Source organism: Corynebacterium sp. KPL1814, from assembly GCF_000478175.1.
GTDB lineage: Bacteria > Actinomycetota > Actinomycetes > Mycobacteriales > Mycobacteriaceae > Corynebacterium.
Window position 1 is genome coordinate 239,829 of sequence record NZ_KI515776.1, and the last position, 16,429, is coordinate 256,257.

The 16,429-nt window shown below is 54.3% G+C and carries 12 protein-coding genes, 1 tRNA gene and 2 pseudogenes; 12 read left to right on the forward strand and 3 right to left on the reverse strand.

The features are described from left to right. Positions 1-20 precede the first annotated feature (20 nt). The gene (locus HMPREF1257_RS12510) at positions 21-269 is read left to right on the forward strand and encodes an AAA family ATPase (RefSeq protein WP_255342565.1); all 249 of its coding nucleotides are present in this window, start codon (positions 21-23) and stop codon (positions 267-269) included. A gap of 1,283 nt (positions 270-1,552) precedes the next feature. Here HMPREF1257_RS12510 and HMPREF1257_RS07255 read toward each other — a convergent pair. Beyond that, on the reverse strand, positions 1,553-1,930 hold the full coding sequence (locus HMPREF1257_RS07255) for an NUDIX domain-containing protein (RefSeq protein WP_034659491.1): 378 nt from the start codon (positions 1,928-1,930) through the stop codon (positions 1,553-1,555). Positions 1,931-2,021: 91 nt separating this feature from the next. Here HMPREF1257_RS07255 and HMPREF1257_RS07260 point away from each other — a divergent pair, with 91 nt between their 5' ends. From HMPREF1257_RS07260 to HMPREF1257_RS07285, 6 genes are all read left to right on the forward strand, one after another. Continuing rightward, complete coding sequence (locus tag HMPREF1257_RS07260) at positions 2,022-2,384, forward strand: YidH family protein (RefSeq protein ID WP_005276372.1); 363 nt, start codon at positions 2,022-2,024, stop codon at positions 2,382-2,384. Continuing rightward, positions 2,377-2,700 carry a DUF202 domain-containing protein gene (locus HMPREF1257_RS07265; RefSeq protein ID WP_023024933.1) on the forward strand — a complete coding sequence of 108 codons (324 nt, stop codon included), beginning with the start codon at positions 2,377-2,379 and terminating at the stop codon, positions 2,698-2,700. Before HMPREF1257_RS07260 ends, HMPREF1257_RS07265 begins: the two co-directional genes overlap by 8 nt. Before the next feature lie 125 nt (positions 2,701-2,825). Then, positions 2,826-4,190 (forward strand): magnesium transporter, encoded by a 1,365-nt coding sequence (gene mgtE, locus HMPREF1257_RS07270; RefSeq protein ID WP_034659458.1) that lies wholly within the window; start codon positions 2,826-2,828, stop codon positions 4,188-4,190. 282 nt (positions 4,191-4,472) lie between these two features. Then, positions 4,473-6,047 carry a DASS family sodium-coupled anion symporter gene (locus HMPREF1257_RS07275; protein ID WP_023024937.1) on the forward strand — a complete coding sequence of 525 codons (1,575 nt, stop codon included), beginning with the start codon at positions 4,473-4,475 and terminating at the stop codon, positions 6,045-6,047. Positions 6,048-6,100: 53 nt separating this feature from the next. Next, complete coding sequence (locus tag HMPREF1257_RS07280; RefSeq protein ID WP_005276381.1) at positions 6,101-7,168, forward strand: GTP-binding protein; 1,068 nt, start codon at positions 6,101-6,103, stop codon at positions 7,166-7,168. A gap of 158 nt (positions 7,169-7,326) precedes the next feature. Beyond that, positions 7,327-7,399: transfer RNA gene (locus tag HMPREF1257_RS07285), tRNA-Arg, on the forward strand. Between the two features lie 98 nt (positions 7,400-7,497). Here the strand turns inward: HMPREF1257_RS07285 and HMPREF1257_RS07290 are convergent. Next, positions 7,498-8,661 (reverse strand): annotated as a pseudogene (locus tag HMPREF1257_RS07290) (IS481 family transposase); the annotation flags it as partial. Between the two features lie 101 nt (positions 8,662-8,762). Between HMPREF1257_RS07290 and HMPREF1257_RS07295 the strand changes: the two are divergent. The 3 genes from HMPREF1257_RS07295 (at position 8,763) to HMPREF1257_RS07305 (ending at position 11,921) form a co-directional block, all read left to right on the forward strand. Continuing rightward, on the forward strand, positions 8,763-10,064 hold the full coding sequence (locus tag HMPREF1257_RS07295; RefSeq protein ID WP_051141820.1) for an IS256 family transposase: 1,302 nt from the start codon (positions 8,763-8,765) through the stop codon (positions 10,062-10,064). Between the two features lie 621 nt (positions 10,065-10,685). Next, on the forward strand, positions 10,686-11,495 hold the full coding sequence (locus HMPREF1257_RS07300; RefSeq protein WP_005280722.1) for a class I SAM-dependent methyltransferase: 810 nt from the start codon (positions 10,686-10,688) through the stop codon (positions 11,493-11,495). A 132-nt stretch (positions 11,496-11,627) separates the two neighbouring features. Further along, complete coding sequence (locus HMPREF1257_RS07305) at positions 11,628-11,921, forward strand: antibiotic biosynthesis monooxygenase (protein WP_005276388.1); 294 nt, start codon at positions 11,628-11,630, stop codon at positions 11,919-11,921. Between the two features lie 352 nt (positions 11,922-12,273). Here HMPREF1257_RS07305 and HMPREF1257_RS07310 read toward each other — a convergent pair. Further along, positions 12,274-12,590 (reverse strand): annotated as a pseudogene (locus HMPREF1257_RS07310) (transposase); the annotation flags it as partial. Positions 12,591-12,709: 119 nt separating this feature from the next. Between HMPREF1257_RS07310 and HMPREF1257_RS07315 the strand changes: the two are divergent. After that, positions 12,710-13,996 (forward strand): IS256 family transposase, encoded by a 1,287-nt coding sequence (locus tag HMPREF1257_RS07315; RefSeq protein WP_369707604.1) that lies wholly within the window; start codon positions 12,710-12,712, stop codon positions 13,994-13,996. A 1,077-nt stretch (positions 13,997-15,073) separates the two neighbouring features. Beyond that, positions 15,074-16,348 (forward strand): MFS transporter, encoded by a 1,275-nt coding sequence (locus HMPREF1257_RS07320; protein ID WP_023027952.1) that lies wholly within the window; start codon positions 15,074-15,076, stop codon positions 16,346-16,348. Positions 16,349-16,429 lie beyond the last annotated feature (81 nt).

The following is a 16,429-nucleotide window of genomic DNA, read 5'->3' on the forward strand; positions in this document are numbered from 1 at the left end:
ACGAATGGCAATTAGGGGAAATGATCGACTATTCGCCATTACAGCTTTCTAGTGGCCAGCGACAGCGCTTTTATCTTGCAGCTCAATTGATGAGCGGAAATCCACGGGCGTTATTGCTAGATGAACCTGAACGTCATTTAGACGGGTATTGGATCAACAAATTATGTGATGTGCTAAAACAGAAAGCGAAAGAAGGCGCAATAATTATTTTAGCTAGTCATTCGCAGACAGTGCTTGAATTGTGTGATCGAAGAATACAGTTGCCGTAGATGGAACGGATAGCAGCTTGTCGAAACTCAAACGGGGTGGTCCGATACTTTTATGCGCGGTAATTTTCTATTCCATCGTGATTGAAATCCGGCATGAGTATTATGTTTATACTTCTGGTTCAGCTAGCGCCTTCGACTTATTTCTTAATATATTAACTTTATTTCTTCTCAGTGTAGTATTAGAAAGATTTTTACCCCTTAAAGCTATACCCCCTGATGATTGGGAATATAGGGTACGGCCTTCAAGCTGCTTTCATCTAAATTCACGAAGCGTCCTCGGGCAGCTTGTAGCTTGTGCTGCAATTGGGTTAGTTATTGGTGCTTCTAATGGAAATATTATTCTTTACCCGTTTTTGGCAATATTATTGAGGGCTACCCCATTAATGGTTGGAAATAAGAGTATCCCTAAACTGCTTACTTCGGGTAAAACTAAATTAATTACACATGTAAGCGGGTGGATCTTAGACTCCGAGCTAATAAATTCCGCTATAGTTGATTCGCAGATGCGGTGGGTCGCTTTTCACCCAACTTCAAGTTATTTTAAATTAGTGTTTAGGCGGCTTTTAAGGCAGTCGCATTTAATCTTGTTGGGCAGTTCCATCATCTTATTGAGCTGGAGCTTGATGGGGACCTTGTCGGCTTATTCGTTAATTTTCTTTATGCTTTCGTGGTCAGTACTAGGCGGCCTGGTTGCTCGGTGTGGAGATTTTTCCAAGCTTGGCGGAAGTCGCAGACCCAAATATGTTCTTTTAATATTGCATTCAGCCATAGCGTCGGTCTTTATTATTTCCGTAGCTCCGTTGTCTAAAATGCTGCTGCCTTTTGCTCTAACTGGTCTATCCGTCTTTATTGCAGGACTGCTGCGGAGCGGGAATAGGAGTGTGGAGCAATTAACATTTATAGAAACTGGACTTGTGGGAGCGATATCTCCAGAACTCATAGGCTATTACTGTAAGGGAATATTCGCCCCGTTTTTATCTTCTCTTATTTTGTCATTCCATGCTTTTTGAGTAAAATAAGTGGTATTTAATTCAAGTATATATAATACCCGATCCGTTTAGTGACCATTACTCAGTAGGCTCAGAAAGGTAATGTAAGTCTTTTAAGATGAAGGCTCTGGGTGGAGACAGATGGAGGGACCGTCTTATTTAGGCTGGACTTCCGGTACTGGCAATTCTTGTTGGCAAATCGGTTGGTCAAGTGTGTACTTTTTAGGCGGGTCTCGGGGTAATAGTAAGACATCGAGGCCTGTCTTTCGTCGTTATATCAACTGAAGAGGAGGCCTAAAGCGCCGGAAAAACCTCGTTGCGCAGGAGATCGGCGAGCTCGCACTGCGGGTCGGCGGGATCGATCCAGGCGGTTTCGGCGATTTCGGCTGCGGCGTGGGCGATGACGGGGCGCGGGTAGGTAAAGATATGCCCGCGGACGGTCTGGCCCGGTTCGTTGGCGGCGGGTGCAGTGAAGGTGCCGAGCTCGGTAAGTTCAGGTAGGCGTACCTGCACGCCGATTTCTTCTTCCACCTCGCGCGCAGCGGCCTGGACAGGGCTTTCGCCTTCTTCTAGTTTGCCGCCAGGCAGCTGGAACTTTGTGGATGAGGCCTTGCGTACGCCAAGCACGTGGCCAAAGGAATTGCGGAAAACGATGGCTGCGACTTCAATCATGGCCCCGATCATAACGAGGCGGCCGGGGCCGGCGGGTAGGGGCGCGGGCTTATCGCGCCAAGAATGTGCATTGAATATAAGGTAGGAAGACATGAGCGATTCGAGGTTTCCCCGCTCGGTATTTGGGGTAGGAAGCGATCCTGATCCGCGCTTTACGCTGGCGAATGAGCGCACCTTCCTCGCTTGGATTCGCACCTCGCTCGCGCTGATTGCCGGGGGAGTGGCCTTGGAAGCTTTCGATGTGCCGCTGCCGGCGACGCTGCGCGCGGTGGTCTCCGCATTCATGCTGGTGGTGGCGATTGTGCTGCCGGTAGTCGCGTGGGTGCAATGGAAGCGGGCCGAGCGCGCCTTGCGGCAACAGCGCCCGTTGCCCTTTAGCATCGCCATCCCGGTGCTGGTAGGCACCATCGTCGTTATCGCGGCTGTGTTGCTGGTAGGCGAGTTGCTTGCCTAGCCCGCAGCCACCTGGGGAGCTCTTTGACCCCGGCTTGCAGCCCGAGCGCACCCGCCTATCGTGGCAGCGCACTATCCTCGCGCTGGCGGTGATACTCCTAGGCGTTATGCGGGTGGTCAGCGTCAGCGTGTTTCTCCCGTTGCTGGCGCTCGCGGCTGGCGTGCTGGTGCTGATAGTGGCGGTGAGGAAGCGGGCATCGCTTGTCGATGCCTCCCTGCGAACCCACCGCCACCTCCCCGGCGCCGCCGTCTTGGCCAGTAGCGCGGGGCTGGTCTCCCTGCTTGCGGCCTTTGCCTTGTGGGGTGTTTTTGCCTAAAGGCAAAGTTTTCTACCGCAGCGCTGTGTACTGGTGGGGGATACGCGTAATCTATGTGAGGCTATATCAATTACGGTGGCCACCGGTGCCGCGGTATGAGGGGCGAGAAGGGCAAGGTGATGGCAATGGCGGATATTACTGAGCAGGCCAGCGATACGGTCGAGGCATGGTTGAAGCAGGATTCTGCCATTGACCCACAAAAGGCACCCCGCTTGCAGGCGCTGCTTGATGAGGTGCCGCTGCAGGAGCTCATCGCCATCGTCGAGCGGCAAAATGCCATCCGCGCCGCGCTGGCCCTGCGCTTGTTGCCGCGGCGTAAATCCATCGTGGTATTTGATGCCCTGGATGCCAAGCACCAGGCCGATATTATCGATGAGCTGGGCAATGCTGATGTCTATGAGTTCTTCGATGAACTTGAGCCGGAAGACCGCGTGGCCCTTTTGGATGAGCTGCCGGCGGAAATAGCGGACCGGCTGCTGCGCTCGCTTACCAAATCGAAGCGGGATGTCACCGGGGTTGTCCTGGGCTATACCAAGGGCTCGGTGGGCCGCCGCATGTCGCCCGAGGTCCCCGGCATCCATCCAGAAATGAGCGTGGAGGAAGCGCTGCGGACCCTGCGCGCGAAAGCCGATGAGCTGGAAACCATCTATGCGGTGCCCATCACCCGCGCGGATCGCCGCCTAGTGGGCGTGGTGACGCTGCGGGAGATTTTTACCGCGAAGGAGGGCACCACGATTGGGGACATCATGCAAAGCCCCATCTACGCCAATGCCAATGATGATGCGGAAGAAACCGCCAGGTGGTTCCTGCCGCTCGATATTTTGGCATTGCCCATCGTGGATGATTCGGACCGCCTGGTAGGGCTTTTGACCTGGGATGATGCCATTGACATCGTCGAGGCCGAGGATAGCGAGGACTCCGCGCGCGCCGGTGGTACCGAGGCTCTGCAGCAGCCCTACCTGTCCACGCCGCTATTGAAATTGGTGAAGTCCCGCATCGTGTGGCTGCTGGTTCTTGCGGTATCTGCGCTGTTGACCGTGCGGGTCCTAGACGCCTTCGAGGACACCTTGGCGCAGGCCGTGGTGCTATCGCTGTTTATCCCGTTGCTGACCGGTACCGGCGGCAATACGGGAAACCAGGCGGCAACGACGGTGACCCGTGCGCTGGCGCTTGGCGATGTCCGCGGGCGCGACCTCCTCGCTGTCCTCTGGCGTGAGCTCCGCGTGGGTATGCTGCTTGGCACTGTATTGGGCTTGGCAGGACTTGGTCTGGCAACGGTGGTCTACGGCGTGGATATTGGCATAGTCATTGGCTCGACGCTGTTTTTGATTTGTTCGATGTCTGCCACCGTGGGTGGGCTTATGCCCTTGGTGGCCAAGACCATCGGAGCCGACCCCGCCGTATTTTCCAACCCATTTATTTCTACCTTCTGCGATGCCACGGGCCTGATCATTTATTTCCTCATTGCCAAGGCGGTGCTCGGCTTATAAAGATCCCCGGGCCCACGGGCCTGGGCGCTTCGTGCGGGGGTGGCGAACCGGTGGGGGAGATTTCACATTTTGCGTAGCTGCGTTGTGTGAATTTTAAAATTGGTGGGGGTAAATTTGGCAAAGTTTGTGGTTTCTGGTGCAAATGTTTTGTAGGGTCTTAGCATGCTCTGCATGGACTGAATGATGTTCGGTATGCACCAAGGATCCGGCTCGATTGCTGGTAATTGACAGAGCTATTACCCCCGCCCTGCTAAATGTCTCTCTAGCAAAGGAGTTCGCGGCATGACCACCCCGCATACTCACGAATCTACCGCCCAATCAGAGGGCGCTGAGGATCCCGGTGCCCCACGCAATGAATGGCGCCGCCAGTTCATCGGTCTTTTCATTGGCCTAGCCCTGGCTATCCTCGTATTTTTCATCTTCCCCTCGAATGCGATCGACACCGTCCAAGAGTCCAGCGGCGTGGATGCGGAAGCTGACTACACCCTCGGCGCCATTCGCACCGTGGCCGCGGTGACCATCCTCATGGGTGTGTGGTGGATGACTGAGGCCATCCCGCTAGCGGCCACCGCGTTGATTCCCCTGGTGATCTTCCCCTTGTCCGGGGTGGGAACCATTAAGGAAGTCGGTGCGCCATATGCCTCTGCCACCATTTTCTTGTTCATGGGTGGCTTCCTGATCGCGCTGTCGCTGCAGCGCTGGAACCTACACCGCCGCCTTGCTCTTTACGTGGTCAAGCTCATCGGCACCTCGCCGCGCCGCCTCATTTTGGGCTTCATGCTGGCCACCGGCTTTTTGTCCATGTGGGTATCGAATACCGCAACGGCCGTCGTCATGCTGCCGATTGGTACGTCCGTGCTGGCGCTTACCGCAGAGACCGTTGGTGGTTGGGATAAGCAGAAGAAGTTCGCTACTGCGCTCATGCTGGGTATCGCGTACTCGGCCTCCATCGGTTCGCTAGGTACCTTGATCGGTACCCCGCCGAATGCATTCTTGAATGCGTATATGGCCGATACATGGGAGGTTACCCTTGGCTTTGGCCGCTGGATGGCCGTCGGTGTGCCCCTAGCACTGACCTTCCTGCTCATCGCGTGGGCGCTGTTGATTACCGTCTTCAAGCCGGAAATGACCGAAATTCCCGGCGGCCGTGAGCTGATCAATGAAGAGATCAAAGCGCTCGGCCCGTGGACCCGCCCACAGATCATGACTGGCATCATCTTCGTGCTGGCCGCGCTGGCTTGGGTATCGCTGCCCATTATCCTTGGTGACTTTGATAACTACGATGACGCCATCGTCGGCATCGCCGCAGGTATCCTCTTGTTCATCCTGCCGGCCGATTCGGAGCGCCGCATCCGCCTGCTGGACTGGAAGACGGCCAATGAAATGCCATGGGACGTCCTCCTCCTCTTTGGCGGTGGTCTCTCCTTGTCCTCGGCCTTCAACTCCTCCGGTTTGTCCCTGTGGATTGGTGAGATGGCCAAGGGGCTCAGCTCCCTGCCCATCGTGCTCATCGTCGCAGCCGTGGCCGCCCTGGTCCTCTTCCTGACGGAGATTACCTCCAATACCGCTACTGCGGCGACCTTCATCCCCATCATGGGTGGTGTCGCCGTGGGTGTGGGTCTTACCGGCGAAGGTGATATCAACGTCCTGCTGCTCACCATCCCGGTCGCCTTGGCCGCAACGTCTGCCTTTATGCTCCCAGTGGCTACCCCGCCGAATGCCATTGCTTACGGTTCGGGCTATGTCAAGATTGGCGAGATGATCAAGGGCGGTGTTGGCCTCAACATCATTGGTATCTTCCTCATCACCCTTACCGTCTTCCTGCTGGCGGTACCGATCTTCGGACTGACGGTCTAGACACTAAGCTCCCTCAATAGCCATCCTTTAATGAAAAACGTTACCATTAAAGGATGGCTACACCTGTTACCGTGCTGTCCGGATTTCTAGGCAGCGGAAAGACCACGCTCCTCAACCACCTGCTCGCAAACCGTGAGGGCCGCAAACTCGCGGTCATCGTCAATGACTTTTCCGAGGTCAACATTGACGCCGCCCTCGTCGCTGGCGAGGGGCACCTCGAGCGCGGTGAGGATCGCTTTGTGGAACTATCGAATGGCTGCATTTGCTGCACCCTGCGCGAAGACCTCATTGAATCTGTGGGCAAGCTAGCTCGCTCCGGCCGCTTCGATCAGATCGTCATCGAATCCACCGGCATTTCCGAGCCCATGCCGGTGGCAGCCACCTTCGAGTGGGAATTTTCCGATGGCACCACGCTTGCCGATGCCGCCCCCATCGACACCATGGTCTCCCTCGTCGATGCCTCAACCTTCCTAACCCAATTGCGTCGTGGTCGCAGCCTCGTCTCCGAAAGCATCGAAGCCACGCCCCAAGACGATCGCACCATTTCCGATCTCTTAGTGGATCAGGTCGAGTTCGCCGACCTTATCCTCATTACCAAGACCGACCTGGTCGATGCCGCTGAGACCGAGCGCGTGGTCGCCACCGTTCGCGCCATGAACCCGCGGGCTCGCGTAGTGCCGGTAACCCACGGTGTCATCGAGCCTGGGCTTGTCCTGGATGCACATTTGTTCAATGCTGCCACCGCCGCGTCCTACCACGGCTATGCCGAAGAGCTGGCTAACCCACACACGCCAGAAACCGAGGAATATGGCATTTCTTCCGTCGTATTCCGTGCCGATCGCCCCTTTAATCGTGAGCGTCTCATCGCCGCCTTGCGGGCCAGTACGGGCCTCGTGCGTTCTAAGGGTTATTGCTGGATCGACACCGACCTGCGCGTAGCCCACGCCTGGCAGCAAGCCGGCCCTAACCTGCAAATCATGCCAGCGTCACTGTGGGCCGCCAACGGCGTAACTCCTGGCACGGAGCTCGTGCTCATTGGTATCGATTTCGACCACGAATCCACCCTGCAGGCTTTCCAGGACGCCCTGCTTTCCGATGCCGAAGCCTCCGTCCTCGTATAACCCCGCGCCGAGTCGCAGCATGAACGGCGGGTGAACTACACGCCTTTGACTATCCCGCCGATCATGGTTGTGTACTGGTGATTTGTTACTTTGCATGTCCGTGGGTATAGTAAATTCTCGTTGCACAGCAGAGCATCCGCGCTGCTACACAACGGACTGCGCCCGTAGCTCAACGGATAGAGCATCTGACTACGGATCAGAAGGTTGGGGGTTCGAATCCCTCCGGGCGCACAAATGTCATGAGTCGCGACATGCTTGACAGGTGAGTCGCGACATCGTTGACAAACCGGCATCTCAGTTTCTTTTTGTTCTGGGATGCCGGTTTCTTCTTATTCTGGGCCTAGGGGTGGGTCTCCTTGTTTCCAGTAGGGCTTTTGGTAGTTGCGGCTGGTGTCGATGTAGTGCTCGGTGATGACTTCTCCGGTTTCGGCTAGTGATGTGATGACGTGGTTGTCGGCGATGACCATGAGGATTTTCTGTCTTTTCCATTTGCGGCCTATGCCTAGGTGGAAGATTTTGCCGGCGTAGCGCACGGTGGTTTTGCCGTTGTCCCAGACGACGTCGTTTCTTGTGCGCCATTCTTGTGTCGGGTTGTGGGCTGGGTTGGCTTTGGTGCCGGTGGTGTAGGCCTGGTGTGGGGTGCGTCGGCCTAGTGCTTTGTGGGGGCGTGTGGTGTTGTAGTAGTCGCGGAATTCATTGAGGAGTGTCTGCAGGTCAGCTACGGTTTTAGCGGGTGGTCGGGCATTGATCCATTTTTTGAGGGTTTGGTGGAATCGCTCGATTTTTCCTTGGGTTTGGGGATGGCCTGGTCGGCCGTTTTTCTGTTGGATTTTGTTGGCGTTGAGGACTTTTTCAAAGGCGTTTCGTCCGCCTTTGCGTCCTGCTAGGCGGGCGGTGAAGACGAGGCCGTTGTCGGTGAGTGTGGATGCTGGTGGTCCGTATTCTGCTATCAGGCGTGATAGTTCCTCGGCGACTTGTGTGCCGCTAAAGGCTGCGGCTGCGGTGATTGATAGCAGGTAGCGGGAGTGATCGTCGAGGAAGTCAAGGACTTCGATGCGGGTGGTGTCCGCTAGGTACAGGTGGGTGATGTCAGCCTGCCAGCATTCGTTGGGCATGGCTGCTTCGAAGCGGATGAAGGAGCTTTTGGGCTTCTTTTTTGGTGCTGGGGTGATGAGTCCTTCTTTTCTTAGGATGCGGCGGATTGTCGAGGTTGAAGGGACGCGTTTGCCGTCTTGTTGTAGGTGGTAGGCAATGGTTTCTGGACCTGCGTCGAGTCCGTGACGGGTGAGCTGTTTACGGATTGTGATGATGTCTTTGCACACGGTGTCTGGCACGGCTTGGGGGTGAGTGCGTGGGGCGCGGGATTTCGGCGCGATGGCGTCTGTGCCACCGGCATCGAAGGCATGAAGGATTTGGTAAACGCGTTGGCGAGAGATACCGAATTGCTTGGCTACTTGTGATGGGCTGCGCTTTTGCCCGCGGACTGCTTTGACGGAGAGTGTCTAATGGTTTGTGTGTAGGTTCCCAACCTGCATAAGGAGATAAGCCAGAATGACTAGTGTGGCACGACGAGATCTAAGCTGATAAGGCCAAGATTGATGCGATTGAAAAGAAGCTGCTTGCTAACCCTGACATCGCGAAACTGATTGATGACCTAGGCACGTCCACCACGGATGCCAACGACCTGGTTCGCGGTATGTTGCAAGCTTCAATTACCCGCGGGTTAAATGCGGAAATGGATACTCACCTGGGCTATGCATCCGGTGATAGAGCAGCTAAAGCTAGTGCTGGAACGGATAATTATCGCAATGGGGCGTATCCGAAAACCGTAGATTCTAATTACGGGCCAGTAAGCATTGATGTTCCACGAGACAGAAACGGCACGTTTGTTCCTACGATGGTGCCCAAAGGCTCGAGGAGATTGACCGACGTTGATGACATGATCGTCAGCTTATATGCCGGTGGGATGACCATTCGGGATATCCAGCATCATATGGCAACTGCGATGCGTGTCGATATTTCCCATGAGACGATCTCCGCAGTCACCGACGCCGTCCTCGATGAGGTCATGGTCTGGCAAAACCGCCAGTTAGACGAATTCTACCCCGTAGTGTTTCTCGATGCGCTGCGCATTAAAGTCCGCGACGGTGGCCGAGTGGTCAACAAATCCGCGTACATGGCAATTGGTGTGGATCTTGACGGTATTAAGCACATTTTGGGCCTATGGATCGCCAAAGAAGAAGGCGCTTCATTTTGGGCGCAGGTATGTGCCAATCTTTCTAACCGTGGGGTCAAAGACGTCTTTATCGTCTGCTGTGACGGGCTGAAAGGCTTGCCAGAAGCAGTAGAGGCAACGTGGCCGAACTCTATGGTGCAAACCTGTATCGTGCACCTGATTCGCGCAGCTAACCGATGGGTAGCCTACGGGGATCGCCGGGGCGTATCGGCCGCGTTGAAAAAGATTTACACCGCTGCAGACGAATCCACAGCTCAGGCTGCTTTAGACGAATTTGAAGCCTCTGAATTAGGAGAAAAGTATCCCCGCTCAGTCAAGGTCTGGCGGGATGCTTGGGCGCGTTTCGTACCGTTTCTGCAGTTCCCGCCAGCAGCCAGGAAGGTAATCTATACGACGAATTCGATTGAATCATTCAACAATGAACTGCGTAAAGCTACCCGCAACAGGGTGCAGTTCACCAACGATGAATCAGCGCTGAAAACGCTGTGGTTGATGATCTGCAATATTGAAGACAGACGAGCTGCCAAGAGGGCGAAGCAGGGCAAACGCGTCTCAGCGACAGCCGGAAGACTCATGGAAGGAGCACGAGTTTCCGGCTGGAAACAAGCCATCAACCAAATGGCCGTGGCCTTTCCCGACCGCTTCGACAAGTACCTATAAACCTAACCCCACACACAAACAACTTGACACGCTCCTTTGACGATGGCGAGGTTACGGTTGGGACTGTTCATAGTGTCAAACATGTCCCGACTCACCTGTAAAACATCACCTGACACGGTAAGGGTGGGCTAAGTGTCAAGTTTGTCCCGACTCACCTGTCAAGCATCAGGACTGCCTTCGCAGGAACAGGGTGTCAAATATGTCGTGAACTCAGACACCTCCGGGCGCACAAATGTGAAGTCTCGAGACATTGTTTCTATTTCGATGTCTCGGGGCTCTCTTCGTGTTGGGGGTTCGTTTTTAGATTTCGCCTGTGTGGGGGTTAATGGCGGCGATGTCGTTGTTGATGCAGATGAGCATGATTTCTTTGGTGCGGTGTTTTCTTCCGACGTAGAGTTTGCGCATGTTGCCGGCCCAGCGGAGGGGGCCTGACCCCCGATGCGTTTACTTTCCGGGGGTCAGGCCCTATGTCCAAGAAAAGTCACACTATTTTGGCAAGCCTATCCTTTACAGTCGCCAGGAATTAGACTCAGAAATGGATGCACATTAGGCCTGCCTTAAAGTACCTGCAAGCATCTGCCTTAGTCCGTTGTAGGTGGGCCTTCGAGAAAGGAATCCACCATGACTCACTCCTCCCACCAGGACAATCCACTTCCCTATGCGCAGCGTCGTGCAGAAGATGTACCCGGACACTGGCTGCTCGCGCGGCTGGGCAAACGAGTGCTGCGGCCAGGCGGTTTGGAACTCACCCGCAAGTTGCTCAAGCATGCCGGTCTTAGTGGTGCTGATGTCGTCGAGTTGGCACCGGGCTTGGGGCGCACCGCCACCGAACTATTAAGTTTCCAACCTGCCAGCTATGTCGGTGTGGAAAAAGACGAAGATGCCGCACGCATTACCGGTGAGATCGTCAAAGACACCGGACGCATGGTGCATGCTGATGCCGCGGATACCGGTTTGCCCGATGCTCACGCTGACGTCGTGCTGGGTGAGGCAATGCTAACGATGCAATCGCCGAACGGAAAACAAAAGATCGTCGACGAGGCCGTGCGGGTGTTGCGACCAGGTGGACGCTATGCGATTCATGAGCTCGGCTTGCAACCCGACGATCTTGATGATGAATTCAAAACAGAGCTGCGCAAAAACCTCGCGCGGGTGATTAAGGTCAATGCCCGCCCGCTCACCGTGGTTGAGTGGACCGAGCTTCTCGAAAACGCTGGCTTAGTCGTCGAATGGACAGATACCGCGCCAATGGCGCTGCTAAAGATGCGCCGCAATCTTGCCGACGAAGGACTGCTGGGTACGTTGCGCATCATCAAAAATGCCTTACGCGATAAGGAGGCCAGGCGCCGCATGTTGGCAATGCGCAAGCTTTTCAACGAACACAGCGATGTCTTGCGCGGTGTGGCTTTGGTGGCCCGGAAACCGAGCTAGAACCAACCAAACGACGAGGTTAAGGCGCGCAACTCGCAGAAAATACCACGGTAATTCTGCTGAACTTCACATCCCCACCAGATTAACTATCGCTAAAATGAAGGATGAATCCAATCACAGAAAGGATGATCTATGAGCTACGTTAACATCACTGCCCTTTCCTTCCCTGAAGGTGCTGGCCCGGAAATCGAGCAGCGCTTTGCGCAACGCGCAAAAGGTGTCGACAAGGCCGAAGGCTTTGAAAGCTTTGAGTTGCTGCGCCCCGTCGCCGGTGAGGATCGCTACTTCGTCGTCACCCGGTGGGACAGCCAGGAAAACTACCAAAAGTGGGCTGATGCACGGCCAGCAGGCAACCATGTCGAAGACGAAAAGCGTGGCATGTCCGTCGACGTGCTGGGCTTTGAATCCATTCAGCTCGAAAGCTAACTCATCAAAAATCTTCACAGGCACGACAAGCGAAACCGCGGGCCCGGAAATCCGGAACCCGCGGTTTTCATTATCCCCCGGTTGCACGCGCTAACTGGCGAACCAGCCAGCGCGGCCTGTACTAGTTTTAAAGCTCGCTAATTGGGGTACGGTGTGGCAACACGCGCGGGCGCTTACCCGCGATGTCGGTTGCGTCCTTTAGTGTGGTGTATCTGTAACTGACGGTGAGGGTCTGATGGATGCATGAGGCGACCACCGTAGTACCTTTCGAATGAGAGTGGGTGTGGGAACCTAACCCGCATGAGGAGGGGCCCGACCCCCGACGTGTCCACTTTCCGGGGGTCGGGCCCTAGACAAACTGGAAGCGGATCACCAGTGAGTCTCTTCGGCAAAATATTTAGCGGCCTTGCGCAGGATGTCACGTTCTTCGCGCAGTTTTGCGTTTTCTTTTTCTAACTGGCGGATCCGTTCGGAATCATTCGCCGCTTGGGCTTTATCCTGCATGGCTTTTATACGCGCACGTTTGCCTGTGCCGTACTTCTTGACCCATGAATGCAGCGAGGCACGGTTGATACCGAGCTCGGCTGATGCTGAGTTCAGCGAGAGGTCCTCATTGTTCTCATAGAGGGCCACGGCATCGCGTTTGAACTGTTCGGAGTACCTGGACATGGTGGTAGATTACCTTTCTTTCCAGCCCGACTGGGCTGGATATCAGGTGTCCACCAAACAGGGGTCAGGTCCATGGTCGCCTTATTGTGCACCGGCACGAGGCTTACCACGGGTTACAGATACACCACACTAGTGGACGCAACCTCGCGAAACTGATTGATGACCTAGGCACGTCCACAACGGATGCCAACGACCTAGTTCGCGGCATGTTACAAGCCTCGATTACCAGGGGACTCAACGCTGAAATGGATGCCCACCTGGGCTACGAGTCTGGCGACAGGAGCGCTAAAGCTGCAGCTAGAACAGACAATTACCGCAACGGGTCGTATCCAAAGACCGTGGATTCTAACTGCGGGCCAGTCACCGTTGATGTCCCTCGGGATCGGGCTGGAACATTCTTTCCGACTATGGTCCCTAAAGGTTCTAGGCGCTTGACTGATGTTGATGACATGATCGTCAGCTTGTATGCCGGTGGGATGACAATTAGGGATATCCAGCATCATATGGCAACGGCGATGCGTGTCGATATTTCCCATGAGACGATTTCTGCGGTTACTGACGCCGTGCTCGATGAGGTTATGGTCTGGCAAAACCGCCAGCTAGACGAGTTCTACCCCGTGGTTTTCCTGGACGCGTTGCGCATTAAAGTCCGCGACGACGGCCGAGTAGTCAACAAATCTGCGTACATGGCAATCGGCGTGGATCTCGACGGTATTAAGCACATTTTAGGATTGTGGATTGCCAAGGAAGAAGGCGCTTCATTCTGGGCGCAGGTATGCGCCAACTTTTCTAACCGTGGGGTCAAGGACGTCTTTATCGTCTGCTGTGACGGGCTGAAAGGCCTGCCAGAGGCAGTTGAGGCAACCTGGCCGAACTCTATGGTGCAAACCTGTATCGTGCACCTGATTCGCGCCGCTAACCGGTGGGTAGCCTACGGGGATCGCCGGGGCGTATCAGCCGCGTTGAAAAAGATTTACACTGCCACGGACGAGCCCACAGCACAGGTTGCTTTAGACGAATTTGAAGCCTCCGAGCTGGGTGAGAAATATCCCCGCTCAGTCAAGGTCTGGCAGGATGCATGGGATAGATTCGTGCCATTTTTGCAGTTCCCGCCAGCAGCAAGGAAGGTCATCTATACGACGAATTCCATTGAGTCGTTTAACAACCAGCTGCGTAAAGCTACCCGCAACAGGGTGCAGTTCACCAACGATGAATCAGCGATAAAGACGCTGTGGTTGATGATCTGCAACATCGAAGACAAACGAGCCGCAAAGAGGGCAAAGCAAGGCAAACGAGTCTCAGCGACAGCCGGCAGACTCATGGAAGGAGCCCGAGTTTCCGGCTGGAAACAAGCCATTAACCAAATGGCCGTGGCCTACCCCGACAGCTTCGACAAATACCTATAAACCCAGCCCCACACACAAACAACTTGACACGCTCTGAGCTGACTTACTGGGCAGCTAAGCACGATACTGTCGAGGCGTTCATCCCACCGGGAATGCCCTGGCATAACGGGTTTGTGGAGTTCTTCCACAACCGGCTACGTGACGAGCTGTGAGAGGACGAGATATTCGACTACCCCCGCCCATGCGTCGCGTTGCCTGCGACTGTGGTCACAGCGCTATAATACCTATTATCCTCATTCGAGCCTAGGGTTTATCCCGTCGACTGAGTACGCTAACCAATGGTACCAAACCCAGGAAGGCACTCAAACCGCCCGGTCCTAAAACCGGCCCGGACCATATAGTCACTGAGCCGAGATTAATGGCATAGTACCTGGAGCACATCATGTTCACATTACTGCATCAATAAATCCTGTTTGACACTCCGCGAGTTGCGGGGCCTAAACGACAGGATGTGTTGGTGAAGTTATATGTTTAGCCAGTCTGGCCTGCTGGTATTAGGATTATTTCACTTATCCGGAGGGATAACGCAGTCTCGGGCCTGAAATACCACCGGGGGCGTGCTGATGTGCTAGGCGCCGAGGTTCACGATGAATGGATGAGTAAGAATCATCCTCGATGCCCCGTCTGTAGCAGGGCGTGCACCAAAATACGGGACTACAAGCATCAATCCGCCAGCGATGGCGATGGAACGCCTGTAAAGCCACTGTCACTCGCGCTAGAGGCTGAGCCAGGAAAGTGGACGCATCAGAGGCCAGGCCTTAGCCAAAGCACACACCCTAGCCAGCCAAGAAACGCAAGCCACCAGCGGCCGTGAATACGGCCGACCAGCAACTTTCGACAGTGCCTATAACCACTCTATGGGAATACGCAAAGGCCACATGCCCTAAACCACGCAGTCCACCAACACAAAATGTCGTTTAACCCGACACGCCGGAAAACAACACATTTTGTCGTTTAACCCAGTTGCGGCGGGTCAAGAGGTTGACCCGTGAGAATTACCCATTCCGGAAATCCGGCGCTGGGTTCATGCTGCGCGCATGAGCTTTCAGTCGCGGGTGCCAAACATTGAGAGACACGATGCAGGATTATAATACTTCTGATCAAAAATTTTGGACCATCGTACGCAAGAACCATCCTGACTATCTACGGTGGTTCTTCGCTGATACAGCAAGCGCCTTGGGGGCATCCCTCGTGGCTATCCCTATTTCGCTTGTGAGCTACTACCTCACTGGAAGCTTAAGTCAAGCGGGAGTGATTGGAGCCGCAAGCTCGGCGGGATCGATGATCATGACGATCCCAGCCGGGATGATCATCGATCGTTTTAACAAGAAGAAGTTACTTTTCTTCTATGGGCTGAGCCAAATTGGTATCTGGTCAACCTTCTCGTTACTGCTTTACTTGGGCAAATTCAATTTCATGCTTTTGTTCTTCTTTAGCCTGTTTGCAGGAATGATTACAGGTACCTTCGGAGGCCTAACCAACGCCATTTTGAGATTCATCATTCCTGAGAATTTGCTTGTTCAAGCGCAAGGTCGTAACCAAACTCGAGACAACATTATCTGGATGGTCGGACTACCTTTAGGTGGCTTTCTCTACGGTCTAGCCCCGGTTATTCCCTTTATCGTACAAACGTTGTGTGGGTTGGGTCCGCTTTATGCTTCAAAAACCATCAGTATGGACCTGGGGAGGTCAAGTAGTGAACAACAGTATTCGTTTCGAGAGTTCTGGTCCGATAGCAAATATTCTTTGACTTGGATTTGGAAATATCCGATGCTTCGAACAATCTTCAGCATCGATATTTTCTCCAACTTCGCCAATTTTTTCCTCATCGCGTCCGTTGACCTATGGCTGGCATACCTCAAAGTTGATGGTTGGATAATCGGCCTCACCTCAGCTATGTTTACCCTTGGAATGATTGTTGGAGGACTTCTTCAAGACCGCCTCATCAAGCGATTTCCAGGAAGAAACATCATCCGAGTAACGATGTTTTGGGAGCTACTGTGGTATCTGTTCCTTCTTATATTTTCTCAGTATTGGCCACTTATTGCAGTTGCAGCATTTTTCATCGTAGTTCCCTCCATTGCCTGCAACTCATACTGCGGGGGAGTGCTTGCGTTATCAGCGCCTCCCGAAAAAATAGGAAAATGCTCGGCAGGAGCGCGTTTGATGATGGGATTGCTACCAATCATTGCCTCCGCCAGCGCGGGTGCAATTCTTGCCGCAATGGGTTTTCAGGCAGGCATGGTGCTATGTGCTCTGTGCTCGGTTATCTCCTGTTTGATAGCGGCAATTTCAGTCCTGCGTACACTACCTAAGGCATCCGAGTTCAATTTGCTCCCCGTATGCGAGTAAGTCTCAAGGTCATCTACCAAGAGGGTCTCTGATGGTTTGTGTGTGGGTTCCCAACCTGCCTGAGGGGATGGACCAGGATGA

Coding starts and splice junctions, on each gene's coding strand:
- HMPREF1257_RS07260 (WP_005276372.1), top strand. CDS start 2,022: ATGAGCGATTCGAGGTTTCCCCGCTCGGTATTTGGGGTAGGAAGCGAT.
- HMPREF1257_RS07300 (WP_005280722.1), top strand. CDS start 10,686: ATGACTCACTCCTCCCACCAGGACAATCCACTTCCCTATGCGCAGCGT.
- HMPREF1257_RS07255 (WP_034659491.1), bottom strand. CDS start 1,930: ATGATTGAAGTCGCAGCCATCGTTTTCCGCAATTCCTTTGGCCACGTG.
- HMPREF1257_RS07305 (WP_005276388.1), top strand. CDS start 11,628: ATGAGCTACGTTAACATCACTGCCCTTTCCTTCCCTGAAGGTGCTGGC.
- HMPREF1257_RS12510 (WP_255342565.1), top strand. CDS start 21: ATGATCGACTATTCGCCATTACAGCTTTCTAGTGGCCAGCGACAGCGC.
- HMPREF1257_RS07280 (WP_005276381.1), top strand. CDS start 6,101: ATGGCTACACCTGTTACCGTGCTGTCCGGATTTCTAGGCAGCGGAAAG.
- HMPREF1257_RS07320 (WP_023027952.1), top strand. CDS start 15,074: ATGCAGGATTATAATACTTCTGATCAAAAATTTTGGACCATCGTACGC.
- HMPREF1257_RS07275 (WP_023024937.1), top strand. CDS start 4,473: ATGACCACCCCGCATACTCACGAATCTACCGCCCAATCAGAGGGCGCT.
- mgtE (WP_034659458.1), top strand. CDS start 2,826: ATGGCGGATATTACTGAGCAGGCCAGCGATACGGTCGAGGCATGGTTG.